We start from the raw sequence: 18,413 nt of genomic DNA, 5'->3' as shown, positions 1-18,413 counted from the left end.
CGGGACAATGGCACTTGTGACTCGGATCGTGATCATCGGTGGCGGACCCGGCGGATACGAGGCGGCGTTGGTGGCCGCCCAGCTCGGAGCGGAGGTGACCGTCGTCGACTGCGACGGTCTCGGCGGCGCTTCGGTGCTCACCGACTGCGTGCCGTCGAAGACCCTCATCGCCACAGCCGAGGTGATGACGAACTTCGACTCCTCCTACGAGGAGCTCGGCATCCGCGTGGAGGACAGCACGCACGACCCGGACGACCCGGCGCGCGTCGTCGGCGTCGACCTGGGCAAGGTCAACCGGCGTGTGAAGCGGCTCGCCCTCGCGCAGTCCCACGACATCACCGCCTCCGTCACCCGCGCGGGCGGCCGCGTGCTCCGCGGCCGCGGGCGGCTGGAGCCCACGCAGGGCCCGGACGGTTCGCGCGAGGTCGTCGTCACCGCCGCGGACGGCAGCGAGGAGCGGCTGACCGCGGACGCGGTGCTGGTCGCGACCGGCGGGCACCCGCGGGAGATCCCGGACGCGCAGCCGGACGGCGAGCGGATCCTCAACTGGACGCAGCTGTACGACCTGGACGAGCTCCCCGAGGAGCTGATCGTGGTCGGTTCCGGTGTCACGGGCGCCGAGTTCGCCGGCGCGTACCAGGCGCTGGGCTCGCAGGTGACGCTGGTGTCCTCGCGGGACCGGGTGCTGCCGGGCGAGGACGCGGACGCCGCCGCCGTGCTGGAGGACGTGTTCCGGCGGCGCGGCATGAACGTGATGGCCCGCTCCCGTGCCTCCTCGGCGAAGCGCGTCGGCGACCGCGTCGAGGTCACGCTGCAGGACGGCCGTACGATCACGGGCTCGCACTGTCTGGTCGCGGTCGGCGCCGTGCCGAACACCAGCGGCATCGGCCTGGAGGAGGCCGGGGTGCAGCTGAAGGACTCCGGGCACATCCGTACGGACCGCGTCTCGCGTACGTCGGCGCCCGCCGTGTACGCGGCCGGCGACTGCACGGGCGTCTTCGCGCTCGCCTCGGTCGCGGCCATGCAGGGCCGCATCGCGATGTACCACTTCCTGGGCGACGCGGTGGCCCCGCTGGACCTCAAGTCGGTCTCCGCGAACGTGTTCACGGACCCGGAGATCGCCACGATCGGCTACAGCCAGGCGGACGTGGAGAGCGGCAAGATCGACGCGCGCGTCGTGAAGCTGCCGCTCCTGCGGAACCCGCGGGCGAAGATGCAGGGCATCCGGGACGGCTTCGTGAAGCTGTTCTGCCGGCCGGGTACGGGCATCGTCGTGGGCGGTGTCGTGGTGGCCCCTCGTGCGAGTGAACTGATCCATCCGATCTCGATCGCGGTGGACAACAATCTGACCGTCGAGCAGATCGCCAAGGCGTTCACTGTGTATCCGTCATTGACCGGATCGATTGCCGAAGTGGCTCGTCAGCTGCACACCAGGCAGTCGGGCGAGGTCGCCTGAGGCGCGTGGTGCGTCTGAGGTGCCGTCAACTGGGGCGGGCCCTATACCACGTTGAGCATGAGCGTACGAACAACTTCTGTTAATCGGCGCAAACTGCTGAAACAAGACGGTCGTTGGCGTTACTGTCAGTTTCGTGTTCGCTGCGGAACGTCGTCAACTGATCCTTGAAATGGTGCGAGCCAACGGAGCGGTTTCGCTCCGTGAGCTCGCCCGCGTCGTCCAGACCTCTGAAGTGACCGTCCGTCGTGACGTGCGGGCGCTGGAGGCAGAAGGACTCCTCGACCGCCGGCACGGCGGTGCCGTACTCCCGGGCGGTTTCAGCCGGGAGTCGGGCTTCCCCCAGAAATCCCATCTATCCACCGCTGAGAAGACGGCCATCGCCGATCTGGCCGCCGGGCTCGTCGAAGAGGGCGAGGCCGTCGTCGTCGGTGCGGGCACCACCACGCAGGAGCTGGCCCGCCGGCTCGCGCGGGTGCCAGGGCTGACGGTCGTCACCAACTCCCTGCTGGTCGCACAGGCGTTGGCGCATGCCAACCGCGTCGAGGTCGTGATGACCGGCGGCACCCTGCGCGGCTCCAACTACGCCCTGGTCGGCAGCGGGGCCGAGCAGTCCCTCCAGGGGCTGCGGGTCTCCCGTGCCTTCCTCTCGGGCAGCGGGCTGACCGCGGAGCGCGGTCTGTCCACGTCCAACATGCTCTCCGCCAGCGTCGACCGGGCGCTGGTGCAGGCCGCCGCCGAGGTCGTGGTGCTCGCCGACCACACCAAGCTGGGCACGGACACCATGTTCCAGACGGTGCCGACGGACGTCATCACCCGGCTCGTCACCGACGAGCCGCCGGGTCACGACGACCGTGCCGCCACGGAGCTGCAGGCCCTTGCCGATCAGGGGGTGCAGATCGCCGTCGCGGGACCCGCGGCGGGCAGTCCGGACGGGACGGGGCCACCGGGCCCCGTGCCGGGCGTCGCCGGGCCGGAGCCCGCCGCACGCCGGGACATGCAGCTTCCGGGCCCCCGGCGGAACGCACCGCCCGGCACGGCGGGTTCGCCCCCGCCCACGGGCCTGCGCAGCGCCTCGGCACTGCGGCGGGCGTAAGGGCAGCACCGGAAGACCCCGGCCGGAATCGCGGACGGCAGGGGAGCAGTACCGCAAGGCTTGTGCTCCATTGCCCGGGGGCAACCCCCGGACCCCCGGCCGGAATCACGGACCGGCAGGGGGAGCATTACCGCAAGGCTTGTAAAGATGGTGTCAACTCCCCCGATATGCTCGGCAGATGCGGATCGGGGAGCTGGCGCGGCGTACGGGGGTTCCGGCGCCGACCATCAAGTTCTACACGCGGGAAGGCCTGTTGCCCCCGGGTGAGCGCACCAATCCGAACCAGGTGCGGTACGGCGAGCCGCACGTCAGGCGGCTGGGTCTGATCCGCGCCCTGCTCGACGTCGGTGGTCTCTCCGTCGCCGCGGCCCGCGAGGTGCTGCGTGAGGTCGACACCCCGGGGCGCACGGTGCACGGCATGCTCGGCGCGGCCCAGTCGGCGCTCGGCCCGGTCCCGGGCAGGGCGGCGGGGGAGCCCGTGGAGGAGGGCGGTGCGCCGGCCGGCGACACGGAGCGCGCCGAGCGCGAGGTCGACGGGCTCGTCCGGCGGCACGGCTGGACGGTGAAGCCGGAGAACCCGGGGCGGCGTGCGCTGGTGCGCATCGTGGCCGCCTACCGCGACCTGGACCAGCACGAACTCCTCGGCCTGCTCGACCGGTACGCGGAGGCGGCCGGTGAACTCGCCGCCGCGGAGCTGGAGATGATCTCCCGGGCGCCCGATGCCGACGCCAAGGTGGAGAGCGCGGTGCTGGGCACCGTCCTGGGCGACGCGGCGCTCGCGGCGCTGCGCCGGATCGCCCAGGAGGACGCGTCGGGCTGACGGGGAGGGCGAAGCCGAACCCTGTCAGGCCGTGGAGCCGCGGCTGTCAGGCCGCTGCCGCGGCGGCGGGCTCCACGACCGGCGCCAGGTGGTGCACCCTGGCCGGTGGCAGATTGCCGAGCACCGTCTCGGAGCGGAACGCGTGCCGCTCCAGCGTGCGCCCGAGCACTTCCTGCGTGGCGAGCGTGCGGGAGCGGGCGTCGCCGTACGTGAAGGCGCGGCGCAGCGGCGGTACGCCGGCGTACGCGAAGAACGACAGGGTTCCGCCGGGCCGCAGCGTGCTCAGCAGCTGGAAGAGGATCTCCTCGGTCGTCGCCGGATCGAAATTGGCGAACGGCAGACCGCAGACGATCGTGTCGTAACTGCCGAGGGGATGGTCCTGCACGAGTCCGGTCAGCAGCCGCAGCCGCTGATCGTGGCCGTACGTGTCGTGCAGCAGCTCGGTGAAGCGTGGGTTGGACTCGACGAGGTCGAGGGTGTCGTGCGCGCCGAGCGAGGCGGTGATGTGCCGTGTGACGGAACCTGTGCCGGGTCCCACTTCGAGTACGGCGTGCCCGCGGCCGGGGCTCGGGATGACATAACGGGTGAGGGCTCTCGCGAGCCGGGGGCCGCTGGGGGCGATCGCTCCGGTGTCGCGGTGCGAGCGGCCGAACTCCTTGAGGAACGTCAACACTTCGGTCATGGCCCACCTGCGTCGTAGGTGATAGTGCGGCTATCGATACCGTGGGTCACGGTACACCCTGGGGGAGGTGCCGCTGGGGACCTTGCTGACCCTAAACCGTCTCTGAGCTGCTGACACAACTCACCATAGGTACCGGTCCGTGCACCCCAAGTGGCAAGAGGGAGACGGCTGTTCGAGCATCCGGTGGATGCTCGGGAAACCCGTGTAGAACGTCGCAGTACAGAGCAGCCGCCCGGCCCCCTGGGGCGGGAGCGGGCGGCTGTGACTGCAGTGCTTGGTGTGACGCGGAACTCGCTCCGCGCCTGTGCCCGGCCGCAAGGCCGGGCCTCATTTCGAGCTGGCTGGTCAGTCCTTGATCTGGCAGATCACGCTGCCGGCCGACAGCGAGCCGCCGATCTGGGCGTTGAGGTCCTTGACGGTGCCGGAGCGGTGCGCGTTCAGCGGCTGCTCCATCTTCATCGCCTCCAGGACGACGACCAGCTCGCCCTCCTCGACCTGCTGGCCCTCCTCGACGGCGACCTTCACGATCGTGCCCTGCATCGGCGAGGCCAGGTCGTCACCGGACGCGGCGGCGCCGGACTTCTTGGCGGCCTTCCGCTTCGGCTTCTTGCCGCCCCCGCCGCCGGCGGCCGGGGCCGCGGACACGCCCAGCGAGGAGGGCAGTGAGACCTCCAGCCGCTTGCCGCCGACCTCGACGACGACGGTCTCGCGGTTGCCGTCGTCCTCCTCGGCGTCCGCGGGGGCGCCGGCGAAGGGCTTGATCTCGTTGACGAACTCCGTCTCGATCCACCGGGTGTGGACGTCGAACGGCTGCCCCGCCCGCCCGTTGACCTCCGGCGCGAACGCCGGGTCGGTCACCACCGCCAGGTGGAAGGGGATCGCCGTGGCCATGCCCTCGACGGTGAACTGGGCCAGCGCCCGCTCGGCACGCTGCAGCGCCTGCTGCCGGGTCGCGCCGGTCACGATCAGCTTGGCCAGCAGGGAGTCCCAGGCCGGGCCGATGACGGCGCCGGACTCGACGCCGGAGTCCAGCCGTACGCCGGGGCCGGACGGCGGCGCGAAGGTGGTGACGGTGCCGGGCGCGGGCAGGAAGTTGCGGCCCGGGTCCTCGCCGTTGATACGGAACTCGAAAGAGTGACCGCGCAGTTGCGGGTCGTCGTAGCCCAGCTCCTCGCCGTCGGCGATGCGGAACATCTCGCGGACCAGGTCGATGCCGGCGACCTCCTCGGTCACCGGGTGCTCGACCTGGAGGCGGGTGTTGACCTCCAGGAAGGAGATCGTGCCGTCCTGGCCGACGAGGAACTCGACGGTGCCGGCGCCGACATAGCCCGCCTCGCGCAGGATGGCCTTCGACGCGCGGTACAGCTCGGCGTTCTGCTCGTCGCTCAGGAACGGCGCGGGCGCCTCCTCGACCAGTTTCTGGTGGCGGCGCTGGAGGGAGCAGTCACGGGTGGAGACCACCACGACGTTGCCGTGCTTGTCGGCCAGGCACTGCGTCTCCACGTGCCGGGGGCGGTCCAGGTAGCGCTCGACGAAGCACTCGCCGCGGCCGAAGGCGGCGACCGCCTCGCGCACGGCGGAGTCGTACAGGTCGGCGACCTCGGCCAGTTCGCGGGCGACCTTCAGGCCGCGGCCGCCACCGCCGAAGGCGGCCTTGATGGCGATCGGCAGCCCGTGCTCCTCGGCGAAGGTCACGACCTCGTCGGAGCCGGAGACCGGGTCCTTGGTGCCGGCGACCAGCGGGGCGCCGGCCCGCTCGGCGATGTGCCGGGCCGCGACCTTGTCGCCCAGGTCGCGGATGGCCTGTGGCGGCGGGCCGATCCAGGTCAGCCCGGCGTCGCCGACGGCCTGGGCGAACTCGGCGTTCTCGGAGAGGAATCCGTAGCCGGGGTGGACGGCGTCGGCACCCGCGTCGGCGGCGGCCTTCAGGACCTTCTCCACATCGAGATAGCTGGCGGCAGGAGTGTCACCGCCCAGCGCGTATGCCTCGTCGGCGACGCGTACATGCAGCGCGTCCCGGTCCGGCTCGGCATAGACAGCGACACTCGCGATCCCTGCGTCCCGGCAGGCCCGGGCTACGCGGACCGCAATCTCGCCGCGGTTGGCGATGAGCACCTTGCGCACGATGACTCCCTCCTTGAAACAACGTGAGTTTAGGTACTGGCGACACCGCGCGCCGAGTCGCCCAGGGGGGTGAGCTTGCCCACACGCACTGTGATCCGTCGGCTCCGCACCCCTCGAAATCCCTGTCGTTCCACGGTACGCCGGGGAACCACGGCAGTTGAACACGACCCAGGTGTGGGCAAGATCTCTGTGGCCTGGGGTGCGGCAGAGGACCACTCCTTTGTGGAATCCCTACGAACGACGGGAAGAAACTTTGCCCCGTGCCAGTTCTCTTGCCGGACCCCATACCCGTCAGTAGCGTGCTTGCCGGCAGATGACGTACTCGCAGTAACGGGTCAACGGAAGCAGGTGGGCGGGGTGGTGGCGCTGAGACGGCCGGCGGCGGTGGCCGCGGCGGTGGTGCTGATCGTCGAAGCGGTCGGGGTGGTGTTCCTCAATCTGCTGCTCGGCCTCATGGTCGACAGCCAGAAGATGTCGATGGCCGGCGCGGACCCGCGCGTGATGAGCGTCGGCGCGTGGGTCGCGGGCGTGCTCTTCGGCGGCTACCTGCTGCTGTGCGCCGTGCTGGCGGTACGGATCGCCGTACGCGACACCGGCCCGCGGGGCCTCTTCCGCATCCTGCTCATCAGCTGCGCCGTGGTGCAGGGGATCCTCGCGGCGGCCTCCCTGAGCTTTTCCGGCTGGGGAGCGTTCAGCTTCATGGTCCTCGTCCTGGCCCTCGTGGTCCTCACCCTGATCGGCTACGCGGAGCCTGGGCAGGACGAGAGCCCCGCCACGAAGCCGGCCCCCAACGGTCCGGCCCCGTCCGCGACTTGAGGGCGTAGCCCCGCCCCTGTACGGGTCGCCCCTTGCGGGGCGGGGCCCGTGTGCGGGCTGCCCCTCGGCGGGGCGCGGGTCCCTGTGCGGGGCAGCCCCCTCAGCGGGGCGCGGGGCCTGTGCGGGGCGCGCCTCTCGTGGGGGCGGGGCCCGTGTGTGGTTCGCCCCTCGGCGGGGCGCGGGGCCTGTGCGGTTCAACCCCCAGGGGCGCGGGTCCCTGTGCGGGGCAGCCCCTTGGCGGGGCGCGGGTGCGCGGGCGTTGGGTGCGTGGGGGACAGACCTCGCGGGTGCGGTCCGGTGTGCCCACCCGTTCCGCCCCTTGGGCGGACCAGCTGCCCACACCGAGTGGGCGTTGGCCCGACAGTGCACAGTGGGCCGGCTGCCCACACCGGGGCGGGAGGCGGGCCCCACAGCGCAAAGCGGGCCCCAGCCCCCCCCCCTCCCACCCCCACCTTTGCGTGGTCGCGGGTGGGGGTGGGGGTGTAGGGGGCGCCCCGGGACAATAGAGCGTGATTTTCGGGCCGTGCACAGCCAATGACGGGTCGGCCCGGACGTGTCGGGGAGCGCGGCCCGTAAATCATGCGTCCCGGGGTCCCCCGGAGCCACCACCCCCACCCCCGCACACCGCAAACCGCACCCCACCCGCACCACAGCACCGCACAGCGCGAGCGTCCCCGCACAGCGCGAGCGCTCAGCAGCAGCGCCCGCCCTCCCGAGGATCCGCGTCGCGCCGGTCGACCCGCGCCCGCTCGAACTCCGCGCGGGAGACGACCGGTTCACCCGCGGCCCGGGCGCGCTCCGCGTACCGCTCGTACGCGTGCTCGCCGTTCAGCTCCTGCACGTACCACCAGGCCCGCGCACACGCCTGCCGCACCCGCCCGCCAAAAACGGCGCCGGCGCTCACCGGACGCTCCCCGAACCGCCGCTCCCCGAACGACCGCTTCCCGAGCCGCCCGACCCGGAACCCGCCCCCACCGGCTCCGGCCCGCCAGGGCCCTCCGCCTCCGGCCCGCCAGGGCCCTCCGCGTCGCCCGAACCGCTCGCGGGCAGCGGCAGGATGCGGGACTCCACGTACGCGTCCTCCTGCATGGGCAGCGACCCTCCGTTCCGCAGTGCCTTCACACAGACCACCGCACAGGCCGCCACGATCACAAGGGTCAGCGCGGCGAAGACCGCGGAAAGCGTGCCGGTCACCGTGGAGTTCTGGACGACGGTCGCCATGTCGGACGGCGTCTTGGCCGGCGGCAGCACCTTGCCGGCGGACAGCGCGTCCTGGAACTGGCTGCGCTGCGCGAAGAACCCGACCTTCGGATCGCTGGAGAAGATCTTCTGCCAGCTCGCGGTCATCGTCACTGCGAGCGCCCACGCGAGCGGAATCCCGGTGACCCAGGCCCACTTGAGCCGCCCCGACTTGATGAGCAGCGTCGTGCAGATGGTGAGCGCGATGGCGGCGAGCAGCTGGTTGGCCGTACCGAAGAGGGGGAAGAGCTGGTTGATGCCGCCGAGCGGGTCGGTGACGCCGACCCACAGGAAGTAGCCCCAGGCGAGGACGACGACGGCGGAGCAGATCCAGATGCCGGGCTTCCAGTTCTTGTCCCCGAACCGCGGGAACACGTTGCCCAGCGTGTCCTGGAGCATGAACCGGCCGACACGCGTCGCCGCGTCCACCGCGGTCAGGATGAACAGCGCCTCGAACATGATGGCGAAGTGGTACCAGAAGGACATCATGCCTTCGCTGCCGAACGCCTTCGCCAGGATCACGGCCATGCCGACGGCCAGCGTCGGCGCCCCGCCGGTACGGGCGACGAGGTTCTCCTCGCCCACCTTGTGCGCCATGTCCTGGAGTTGGCCGGGCGAGATGTGGAAGCCGAAGCCCTGCACGGCGTGCGAGGCCGACTGGAGGCTGTCGCCGAGTACGCCGGCCGGGGCGTTCATCGCGTAGTACAGGCCCGGGTCGATGACGCACGCGGCGACCAGCGCCATCACGGCGACGAAGGACTCCATCAGCATCGAGCCGTAGCCGATGAGCGGGACCTGGCTCTCCTTCTCGATCATCTTCGGGGTGGTGCCCGAGGAGATCAGCGCGTGGAAGCCGGAGAGCGCGCCGCAGGCGATGGTGATGAACGCGAACGGGAAGAGCGCGCCCGCGAACACCGGCCCGGTGCCCGTCTCGGCGAAGTGCGTGAGGGGGTCCGCTTCCAGGGCCGGGTTGGCCAGCAGCACGCCGACCGCGAGCAGCACGATTGTGCCGATCTTCATGAAGGTGGACAGGTAGTCGCGCGGCGCCAGCAGCATCCACACCGGCAGCACGGACGCGACGAAGCCGTACACCACAAGGCAGACGACGAGGGTCTTCGGCGACAGTACGAACACGTCGCCGAAGGAGGACTCGGCGACCCAGCGGCCGCCGACGATCGCGAGCAGCAGCAGCGCGACGCCCATCAGCGAGATCTCGGTGATCCGGCCGGGGCGTACCCAGCGCAGATAGGCGCCCATGAACAGCGCGATGGGGATGGTCATCGCGATGGAGAACGTGCCCCACGCGGACTCCGCGAGGGACTGCACGACGATCAGCGCCAGCACCGCGAGGATGATGATCATGATGGCGAACACCGCGATCAGCGCGGCGATTCCGCCGACCCGGCCGATCTCGTCGCGTGCCATCTGGCCGAGCGACTTGCCGTTCCGCCGCATCGAGAAGAACAGCACGACCATGTCCTGCACCGCGCCGGCGAGGATCACGCCGACGACGATCCAGATGGTGCCCGGCAAGTAGCCCATCTGCGCGGCCAGTACGGGCCCGACCAGCGGTCCCGCGCCGGCGATCGCGGCGAAATGGTGGCCGAACAGCACGCGCTTGTCGGTCGGATGGAAGTCCACGCCGTCGTTGTGCCGCTCGGCGGGAGTGGCCCGGCCGTCGTCGGTCTTCAGCACCTTGCGGGCGATGAAGCGGGCGTAGAAACGCTGGGCGATGAGGTACGAGCCGACCGCGGCGGCGACGATCCAGATCGCGGAGATCTTCTCGCCCCGCCCGAGCGCGAGGACCGCCCAGCCTGCCGCGCCGACCAGGGCGACGAGCAGCCATACGGCGATACGGACGGGGCGTGGGGCGGCGCGGCGTCCCTGGAGGTGCGTGGACACGTCGTCGTGCCTTTCAACGGGCTGTTGCGTAGGGCCCGACGATGCTAACCAGCGACGACCTTGTAGAAGATCTCGATCCGATGTCGATTGACGCGCGGGGTCTCCCGCAGGGACGCCCGGTGTGCCAACGGCCGCCGGCCGCACCGGTGCGGGGCCGGCTTATCCGGTGTGAGGCCGGCGTCTCAGCGGCGCGCTCAGCGGTGCGCCCCGCGGTGCGCGCCCGCGTGCGTCACGCCCACAGGTCGGTGATCTGCACGTTCAGCTCGCCGAAGAGGCGGCGCAGCAGCGGCATCGACAGCCCGAGGACGTTGCCGTGGTCCCCGTCGATGCCGTCCACGAACGGCGCCGACCGGCCGTCGAGCGTGAACGCGCCCGCTACGTGCAGCGGTTCGCCGGACGCCACGTACGCGGCGATCTCCGCGTCCGACGGCTCGCCGAACCGCACCGTCGTGGAGGCCGTCGCCGACGTACGCGCACCGCTCAGCGTGTCGATCACACAGTGCCCGGTCTGCAGCACGCCCTCGCGGCCGCGCATCGACTTCCAGCGCCCCGCGGCCTCCTCGGCGTCCGCGGGCTTGCCGAGCGCCTCCCCGTCGAGCTCCAGCACCGAGTCGCAGCCGACGACCAGCGCCCCCGCCGCCTCGTCCCGCGCGGCGACGGCCTGCGCCTTGGCCTCGGCGAGCACCCGCGCCAACTCGCCCGGCGAGGGCGCCGACAGCGCGTCCTCGTCCACACCGCTGACGATCACCTCGGGCGCCAGCCCCGCCTGCCGCAACAGCCCCAGCCGCGCGGGCGAGGCGGAAGCGAGAACGAGCCGTCGGGCGGGCGCGGACACGGACACATCGGGAAGCGAAGAGGTCATACGGCAATGGTAGGGAGCGTTCGGAGGGCGCGGTGCGGGGGCGCTCGCGCTGCGCGGTGAAGCGGTGGCGGCAGCCCCGCCGAGGTGTGGGCAGCTGGTCCGCCCAAGGGGCGGAACGGGTGGGCACACCGGACCGCACCCGCGCAGGGAACGCACCCCGCACCCAACACACGCGCAGCCGTGAGGCGTTACCCCGCACAGGGCCCGCCCCGCACAGGGCAACCGCAGGGGCCCCAGGCCGCGGAGGGCCCGACCCGTTGGCGCGTCGGTGCTGTCGAAAGACAAGGCAGCACAAAGCAGACGCAGCGGCGCACAGCAGGTCAGCGTGGGTCGATGAGGAGCAGCAGCACGATCACGATGGCGACGGGCAGCAGCCACGCCAGCCGCCGCAGCATCGCCTCTGCGGCCCGCAGCTCCTCCACCGGCTCATCGCGGGGGTCGGACCAGAGCATCCCTCGATCCTCCGCCCGCACGGCTACCCCGCGCCTGAGTACGAGTACTCACCTTCCGCACCCCGCGTTGCCCCCTGTGCAACCAGTGGCCACCCGTGACGCGTTGGAACCAAGAGCCCCCCAGGACGCGCCCCAATCGCTGTCGCCCCCCTTCGCTACGGTGCTGGAGGGGCGTGAGTCAGCAGTCGAGGAGGGGGACGCGCCATGGGCGGCGACGCTGATCTGAACATCAGCAAGCAGTCGGTCGACGACATCACCAAGGGCCTGAAGTCGGTGATCGGCGAGCTGAAGGAACTGGGCGGATTCGACGCGGAGTCGAGTTCCCTGCAGGGATCCGGCTTCGGCGCGATGTCGATGTCCGCGCTGGAGGCGGGCGACGGCGGGCTGGCCGGCGACTTCGAGGGCTTCTGCGAACGCTGGGAGTGGGGCGTACGAGCCCTCGTCACGGACGCGAACGCGCTGGCGGACAAGCTCGGGCTGGCCGCGGGCCGGGTGCACGCGGAGGACGAGTACTGGGGCCAGAACTTCCGCGTCGGCCTCAACTCCCTCGGCGGCAACCCGTACGCCAGTGAGGGCGAGGCCGGCAAGAAGAGCTACGGCGAGATCATCGACTCCGGCTACAGCCACGAGTCGCCAGGCGACGTCGGCAAGGCCTTCGGCGACATGGGCCAGGAGTGGAAGGACACAGGCCGCAGCCTCATGGACGAGGGCATGCTCGGGGCGCACAACCACGCCATGGCCGACGGCTTCGACGTCTCGCGGGAGCGCCAGGAGGAGAAGCTGGACGAGGTGTTCGGCCCCTCCCCGGAGGAACGCGCCGAGCAGCAGGGCGAGGGCGGCGGGCAGCAGGACCGGAACGGCAAGCAGGGGGGCAAGGACTGATGGGGCTCGGGGACTTCGTACCGGACTCGTGGGAGGACACCGCCGAGGACGTCACGCGGAACGTCGGCGAGGCCGTCGACTCGTCCACGGACTTCCTCGCGGATCGTTTCGACAAGGCCAACGCCCCCAAGGGGATGACCAGTTGGCTGCGGGACAAAGGCGACGCCGCCGCGAGTGCCATGGGCGCGAGCCCGGGCGAGTCCGAGCTGGACGAGACCGACGACCCGAAGAAGCTGATCCACGGCAGCGCCGCCACGCTGCGCGCCAACGCGAAACATCTCCAGGACTTCCAGAAGGCGTTCGAGAAGGTGGCGAGCGGGCTGAAGGGCCTGGACTCGCAGCACCTGCGGGGCAAGGCGGCCGACGCGTTCCGCGAGAAGGTCTCCGTACAGCCGGGCAAATGGCACAAGGCCGCCGACGCGTGCGAGAAGGCCGCGAAGGCGCTGGAGGACTTCGCCGACACCGTCACCTGGGCGCAGGGGCAGGCCCAGGAGGCGCTGGAGAAGTACAGGAAGGCGAAGAGCGCCTCCGACGCGCACGCCGACAAGCTGCAGCGCTACGAATGGGCCGCCGACCAGGGGCTGGACAAGAAGAACCTGGGTGACAAACCCTCGGACGCCGACCCCGGCGCGGCCGGCATGGCGGAAGCGCAGCACATCCTGAAGGAGGCGCGCCGCCAGCGGAACGAGGCGGTGAAGACCGCCCGCAGCGCGGTGTCCGCGGCCCGGGAAGCAGCCCCGGAGAAGCCCTCGTACGGCGATCAGGTCGACGCCGGCATGGACGGCCTGAAGCTCAGCGCCTCCCATCTCGGGGGCGGCGTCGTCAGGGGAACGGCGGGTCTGGTGAGCTTCGCCCGCGGCCTGTACCCCCTCGACCCGTACAACCTCACGCACCCCGGCGCGTATCTCACCAACCTCAACAGCACCGTGGCCGGGCTGGTCCGTACGGCCAACGACCCCGTCGGCACCGGCAAGCGGATGTGGGGCGAATTCAAGAAGGACCCCTGGGAGTTCGGCGGGCGGGCTGCCCCCGAGCTGCTCGGCTCCAAGGGTGCCGGTATGGCCCGCAAGGGCGCGAGCATGGCGAGGAGAATCGGGGAGAAGCTGCCGGGTCGCAAGAAGGTGCACGAGGACGGCCCGGAGAAGAGCTGCACGCCGAACCAGGGCAAGTGCTCCGGCGACACCGACCCGGTCGACCTGGCCACCGGCAGGATGTATCTGCCGCAGACGGATGTGGCGCTGCCGGGCGCGTTGCCGCTGGTGTTCCGGCGGCAGGTGGAGTCGGGTTACGAGGCGGGCCGCTGGTTCGGCCCGTCCTGGGCGAGCACCGTCGACCAGCGGCTCGAAATCGACGCGGAGGGCGTCGTGTTCGTCTCGGAGGACGGCCTGATGCTGTCCTTCCCGCACCCCGCGGCCGGAGCGCCCACACTGCCCTCGCACGGCCCGCGCCGCTGGCAGCTGGACCGTACCTCCGAGGGCGACTACGTCCTCACCGACCCGGACAACGGCCACGTCCGGCACTTCACCGCACCCGTCGGCGACATCGACGGAGTAGCGCTGCTCGATGAGATATCCGACCGCAACGGCAACAGGATCACCTTCGAGTACGCGCCGGACGGCACCCCACTGAGCCTCGTGCACTCCGCCGGCTACCACCTGAAAATCACCACCCAGGCGGGCCGTATCGCGTCCCTCGCCCTGGCGGGTGCGGCGCCGGACGGCGGCGACCAGGTGCTGTACCGGTACGGCTACGACGCGTCCGGGAATCTGACGGGAGTGCTCAACTCCTCAGGCGGTGTCCTGGAGTTCGAGTACGACGAGGAGCGCCAGGTCACGGCCTGGACGGACTCCAACGCGCGCCGCTACGAGTACGCGTACGACGACCAGCACCGCTGCATCTCCGAGGGCAGCCCCGAGGGCTACGTCGCCTTCCGCATCGACTACGACGGCTTCGACGAGACCACCGGCCACCGCGTCACCACCCTCACCCGCCCCGGCGGCGAAGTGACCCGCTTCCTCGTCAACGACCAGTGCAAGGTGGTGGCCCAGACCGACCCACTGGGTCACACCGTACGCACGGACTACGACCGCCACGGCCAACAGGTCGCACAGACCGACGCGTTGGGCCGTACGGTGCGCTTCGGCCGCGACGACGCGGGCCGTCTCACGTCCCTCACCCGTGCTGACGGCAGTCAAGTAGCCCTCACCTTGGACGAGTTGGGGCTTCCGGTCGAGGTCGTCGAGGCGGACGGGGCGCGCTGGCGCTCCGAGTACGACGCGCGGGGTAACCGTGTGGCGGTCACGGATCCTGCGGGGCAGACGACGTCGTACGGGTATGACGCTTCTGGTCGACTCGTTTCCGTCGTCGATCCGTTGGGGTCTGTAACGCGGGTGCGGTGTGACGGGGCCGGGTTGCCGGTGGAGATCATCGATCCGGGCGGGGGTGTCACGTCGTATGCGCGGGATGCGTTCGGGCGTCCGACGGCGGTGGTCGATCCGGCGGGTGCGGTGACGCGGCTTGCGTGGACGGTGGATGGGCGGCTCTCGCGTCGTACGGCTCCGGATGGCGGGGAGGAGTCGTGGGAGTACGACGGCGAGGGCAACTGCGTTGCGCATGTGGACGCTTGTGGCGGGGTGACGCGGTACGAGTACGGTCACTTCGACCTGCTGATCGCCCAGACGGGTCCGGACGGGGTGCGCTATGAGTTCGCCCATGACGCGGAGCTGCGGCTCTCGCAGGTGACCAATCCGCAGGGGCTGACGTGGGAGTACACGTATGACCCGGCGGGCCGGCTGGTAGCCGAGACGGACTTCGACGACCGCACCGTGGCCTATGAGCTGGATGCGGCAGACCAGTTGGTCGCGCGGACGACGGCGCTGGGTGAGACGGTCCGCTTCGAACGGGACCTGCTGGGCCGCATCGTGCGCAAGGACGCGGCGGGGGCATCGACGTCGTTCGCCTACGACGCGGCGGGCCGGCTCTCGTCCGCTCAGGGCCCGGACGTAGAGCTGGTCTATCAGCGGGACAAGCTGGGCCGCATCAAGACGGAACTGGTCAACGGCCGGGCGCTCTCGCACACTTACGACGCGCTGGGGCGTTCGGTGCGCCGGGTCACCCCGTCCGGGGCGGTCTCCACGTTCGCCTATGACGCGGCGGGCAACCGTACGGCGGTGACGGCCTCGGGGCGTACGTTCGCCTTCAGCCATGATGCGGCGGGCCGGGAGACGGAGCGCCGGGTGGGCGACTCGGGCCTGGAGCTTTCGCATCTGTGGGACCCGGCGGGGCGGTTGAGCGCCCAGACAGTCACCGGTCCGCACGCGGGGACGGTCCAGCACCGTTCGTACCACTACCGCCCGGACGGCAACCTGGTCGGTATCGACGACCAGTTGAACGGCGAGCGCCGCTTCGATGTGGATGCGGCGGGCCGGGTCACCGCGGTCCACGCCCACAACTGGACGGAAACGTACGCCTACGACGCGGCCGGCAACCAGACCCAGGCGGCCTGGCCGGACCGCCACGCGTCACCGGAGGCGCGCGGTGAGCGTACGTACTCCGGCACGCGCATCAAGTCGGCAGGCGCGGTCCGCTACGAACACGACACCGCCGGCCGCATGGTCCTGCGCCAAAAGTCCCGCCTGTCGAAAAAACCGGACACCTGGCGCTACACCTGGGACGCCGAAGACCGCCTGATTGCCTGCACCACTCCGGACGGCACGGTCTGGCGCTACCGCTACGACCCCTTCGGCCGCCGCCTATCCAAACAACGCCTCGCCGCCGACGGCGAAACGGTCGCGGAACAGGTGGACTTCACCTGGGACGGCCCCACCCTCATCGAACAGACCACGACCGGGCCGGGATTGCCGGACCCTGTGGTCCTCACCTGGGACCACAACGGCCTGCAGCCGATCGCCCAGACGGAACGCCGAGTGGAGGAGTCGACCCAGCGAGAGATCGACTCCCGATTCTTCGCCATCATCACCGACCTCATCGGCACCCCCACCGAACTCCTCGACGAACAAGGCGACATCGCCTGGCGCACCCGCACCACCCTCTGGGGCACGACAACGTGGTCCGCGGACGCCACGGCCTACACCCCCCTCCGCTTCCCCGGCCAATACCACGACCCCGAAACAGCCCTCCACTACAACCACCACCGCCACTACGACCCCGAAACAGCCCGCTACACCACCCCCGACCCCCTCGGCCTCGCCCCCGCGCCGAACCCGATGGCGTACGTCGACAACCCCCACACATGGGCGGACCCCCTGGGGTTGGCGCCTGATGGGTGCCCGGAACACCTTGCCCCCGGGTCTGTTCGTTTCAGCCAGTCGTCGGTGACGGAAGCGCAGGAGATCATTGACAGCATGAGGATGCACGGCTGGAAGGGTGACCCTGTCGATGTTGTGCGTATGCCCGATGGAGGAATCACATCTATCGACAACACGCGTGTTTTGGCAGCCAAGTACACAAATACGCCAATTCAGGCAAATGTGCATGAATACACAGAAGTGCTTCCACGGGAGATAATGGAAAGCGAGCGATTCGTCACGAGGAAGGCGACGCCAGAGACTTGGGGAGAGGTGGTGGAGGCGCGAGTGGGAAAGCAAAACTCAGGATACAGGACTGCGCACCCAGGGGGGTCTGATATTACTGGCTGGAAGGGAGATTAGAGTGGACCTGCTGGCGAAAGAGGAACTTCCCGAGGGGTTCGCCTACCCGGGGCTCTTTGTTAGGGCTGTCGAGTCTGGGTTGGTAAGCCTTGAGCCGTGGTGGCTTCTGGAAGGGCGGCATCTAAGGGTCAGGGCATCGGGATTGAGTGAAAGATTCCCCGATCGGCGAATCGTTCCGTTCGCTCGTCGCGAAGATTGCGATGATGTGGCGTGCTGGGATTTGGACGCAGGGAACATCTGTGTCATTCATGACTTTGCCCCACCGGGGCGAGAGCAGAGGGGTGAGTACCAAGATTTCGCCGATTGGCTGCGTGCGGCGGTTGAGGATTTTATCGAGTTTGAGTAGTGGATTCTTTCCCACTCCCATGTGAACACGGTCATGGTTGCTGGAGTGGATGGGAGCGCGAGGGGCAGCCGACTGAACGCGGGGGCTCTGTCATGGTTTGGGTGCTGGGGCTGCGTAGGAGCGATGCATTGTTCTCGATCGGGGTCGTGGAGGAGGGGACTGCTCGGACGGGGCAGAGGGAGGCAGACGGGCGGATTATCGTGGGGAGTTCTCGGAGAGTTTCCGGGTGCCGGTCGGGTATTGGGCCGTGGGGGATTACCGCCGGAGTTGGTGCGACGCGTTCCGGCAACTGGAGCGTGCCGAGGACTCGTTGGCGTGTCTGATGACGGGGATGACGGATCCACAGCACAGCAACTTCCTCACGTGCTGGCCGCTGTACCGGACCGGCGATGTGGTCCGTGTACAGCACCACATCGTTTTCCTGGACGAGCTCGACGCGCCTTTCGACTCCGAGCAGCCCTGGCTTTCCGTGCTCCCTCGGGCCTCCGTCGACGAGGACGGGAACAGGATCTCTGAGTGGGAGGTCCCTTTCGGGGTCGTGAAGGACTTCTTCGACGGAGCGTGCGCGAGAGCTTGACGTCACGCGCACCGCGCAGCGCCCCCGCTTCACGGCTTGAGCTCGAACCAGACGACCTTCGTACGGGGCCCCGTACGTTCCGCGTCCCACATGGCGGTGAGGGCGGACAGGAGGGCCAGGCCGCGACCCGACTCGTCGAGATCGCCCGCACAGCGTGTACGCGGCAACTCCGGGTTGCTGTCATGCACTTCGAGCCGCACGCCCGGCGCGGTGCGGCGCAGCACGACCGTACAGAGGGACCCCGGCGCGTGCTTGACGACGTTCGAGAGGAGCTCGGTCGCTCCCAGTTCGGCCGTGTCGATGAGGGAGTGCAGGTCCCAGGCGTGCAGGTACGCGCGGATGATGCGGCGCACGTGGCGCGCGCTGTGCGGGCCCGGCGTCAGGTGCAGGCGGTAGTAGTGCGAGGGCTCGTCTTCGAGTACGTGGATTTCCGCGTCCATGGTGTCAGCGTGACCAGCACCGAATACGCTCGGCTATGGATGATGACCCAAC

Annotated in this window: 15 protein-coding genes; 8 read left to right on the top strand and 7 right to left on the bottom strand. The window is 70.0% G+C overall.

Annotated elements, in window-relative coordinates; translation table 11 throughout:
• The first annotated feature begins 7 nt into the window (after window positions 1-7).
• From AC3AGO_RS14230 to AC3AGO_RS14220, 3 genes are all read left to right on the top strand, one after another.
• Window positions 8-1,456 carry an NAD(P)H-quinone dehydrogenase gene (locus AC3AGO_RS14230; RefSeq protein WP_487820562.1) on the top strand — a complete coding sequence of 483 codons (1,449 nt, stop codon included), beginning with the start codon at window positions 8-10 and terminating at the stop codon, window positions 1,454-1,456.
• A gap of 169 nt (window positions 1,457-1,625) precedes the next feature.
• Window positions 1,626-2,549: a DeoR/GlpR family DNA-binding transcription regulator gene (locus tag AC3AGO_RS14225; protein WP_487820561.1), complete on the top strand. Its 924-nt coding sequence runs from the start codon at window positions 1,626-1,628 to the stop codon at window positions 2,547-2,549.
• 178 nt (window positions 2,550-2,727) lie between these two features.
• Entirely contained in the window at window positions 2,728-3,369 is a 642-nt protein-coding gene (locus AC3AGO_RS14220) for a MerR family transcriptional regulator (protein WP_487820560.1), read from the top strand.
• 46 nt (window positions 3,370-3,415) lie between these two features.
• Here AC3AGO_RS14220 and AC3AGO_RS14215 read toward each other — a convergent pair whose 3' ends face one another.
• Window positions 3,416-4,051 carry a class I SAM-dependent methyltransferase gene (locus AC3AGO_RS14215; protein ID WP_487820559.1) on the bottom strand — a complete coding sequence of 212 codons (636 nt, stop codon included), beginning with the start codon at window positions 4,049-4,051 and terminating at the stop codon, window positions 3,416-3,418.
• Between the two features lie 345 nt (window positions 4,052-4,396).
• Entirely contained in the window at window positions 4,397-6,175 is a 1,779-nt protein-coding gene (locus AC3AGO_RS14210) for an acetyl/propionyl/methylcrotonyl-CoA carboxylase subunit alpha (protein WP_487820558.1), read from the bottom strand.
• Window positions 6,176-6,535: 360 nt separating this feature from the next.
• On the opposite strand from AC3AGO_RS14210, the gene AC3AGO_RS14205 reads away from it, so the two are divergent.
• Window positions 6,536-6,991: a hypothetical protein gene (locus tag AC3AGO_RS14205; protein WP_487820557.1), complete on the top strand. Its 456-nt coding sequence runs from the start codon at window positions 6,536-6,538 to the stop codon at window positions 6,989-6,991.
• A 691-nt stretch (window positions 6,992-7,682) separates the two neighbouring features.
• Here AC3AGO_RS14205 and AC3AGO_RS14200 read toward each other — a convergent pair.
• The 4 genes from AC3AGO_RS14200 to mmpB form a co-directional block, all read right to left on the bottom strand.
• A complete protein-coding gene (locus AC3AGO_RS14200) occupies window positions 7,683-7,895 on the bottom strand; it encodes a YbdD/YjiX family protein (RefSeq protein ID WP_487820556.1) in 213 nt (70 codons plus the stop codon).
• Complete coding sequence (locus AC3AGO_RS14195) at window positions 7,892-10,132, bottom strand: carbon starvation CstA family protein (RefSeq protein WP_487820555.1); 2,241 nt, start codon at window positions 10,130-10,132, stop codon at window positions 7,892-7,894. Before AC3AGO_RS14195 ends, AC3AGO_RS14200 begins: the two co-directional genes overlap by 4 nt.
• 229 nt (window positions 10,133-10,361) lie before the next feature.
• Window positions 10,362-10,994: a Maf family protein gene (locus AC3AGO_RS14190; RefSeq protein ID WP_487820554.1), complete on the bottom strand. Its 633-nt coding sequence runs from the start codon at window positions 10,992-10,994 to the stop codon at window positions 10,362-10,364.
• A gap of 320 nt (window positions 10,995-11,314) precedes the next feature.
• Entirely contained in the window at window positions 11,315-11,446 is a 132-nt protein-coding gene (gene mmpB, locus AC3AGO_RS14185; protein ID WP_487820553.1) for a morphogenic membrane protein MmpB, read from the bottom strand.
• Between the two features lie 204 nt (window positions 11,447-11,650).
• Here mmpB and AC3AGO_RS14180 point away from each other — a divergent pair, with 204 nt between their 5' ends.
• The 4 genes from AC3AGO_RS14180 to AC3AGO_RS14165 all read left to right on the top strand — a co-directional run bounded on the left by AC3AGO_RS14180 (window position 11,651) and on the right by AC3AGO_RS14165 (window position 17,921).
• A complete protein-coding gene (locus tag AC3AGO_RS14180; protein ID WP_487820552.1) occupies window positions 11,651-12,328 on the top strand; it encodes a hypothetical protein in 678 nt (225 codons plus the stop codon).
• Window positions 12,328-16,998 carry a putative T7SS-secreted protein gene (locus AC3AGO_RS14175; protein WP_487820551.1) on the top strand — a complete coding sequence of 1,557 codons (4,671 nt, stop codon included), beginning with the start codon at window positions 12,328-12,330 and terminating at the stop codon, window positions 16,996-16,998. The genes AC3AGO_RS14180 and AC3AGO_RS14175 overlap by 1 nt, the downstream gene beginning before the upstream one ends.
• A gap of 1 nt (window position 16,999) precedes the next feature.
• On the top strand, window positions 17,000-17,344 hold the full coding sequence (locus AC3AGO_RS14170; protein ID WP_487820550.1) for a hypothetical protein: 345 nt from the start codon (window positions 17,000-17,002) through the stop codon (window positions 17,342-17,344).
• Between the two features lie 226 nt (window positions 17,345-17,570).
• Window positions 17,571-17,921, top strand: coding sequence for a hypothetical protein (locus AC3AGO_RS14165; RefSeq protein WP_487820549.1), 351 nt, complete (start codon window positions 17,571-17,573; stop codon window positions 17,919-17,921).
• 29 nt (window positions 17,922-17,950) lie between these two features.
• On the opposite strand, the gene AC3AGO_RS14160 is transcribed toward AC3AGO_RS14165, so the two are convergent.
• The gene (locus tag AC3AGO_RS14160) at window positions 17,951-18,361 is read right to left on the bottom strand and encodes an ATP-binding protein (RefSeq protein WP_487820548.1); all 411 of its coding nucleotides are present in this window, start codon (window positions 18,359-18,361) and stop codon (window positions 17,951-17,953) included.
• Between the last annotated feature and the right edge of the window lie 52 nt (window positions 18,362-18,413).

Source organism: Streptomyces sp. BL1 (genome assembly GCF_057628045.1).
The sequence above is the reverse complement of the archived record's forward strand: the minus strand, read 5'-3'. Positions and strand labels throughout refer to the sequence as shown.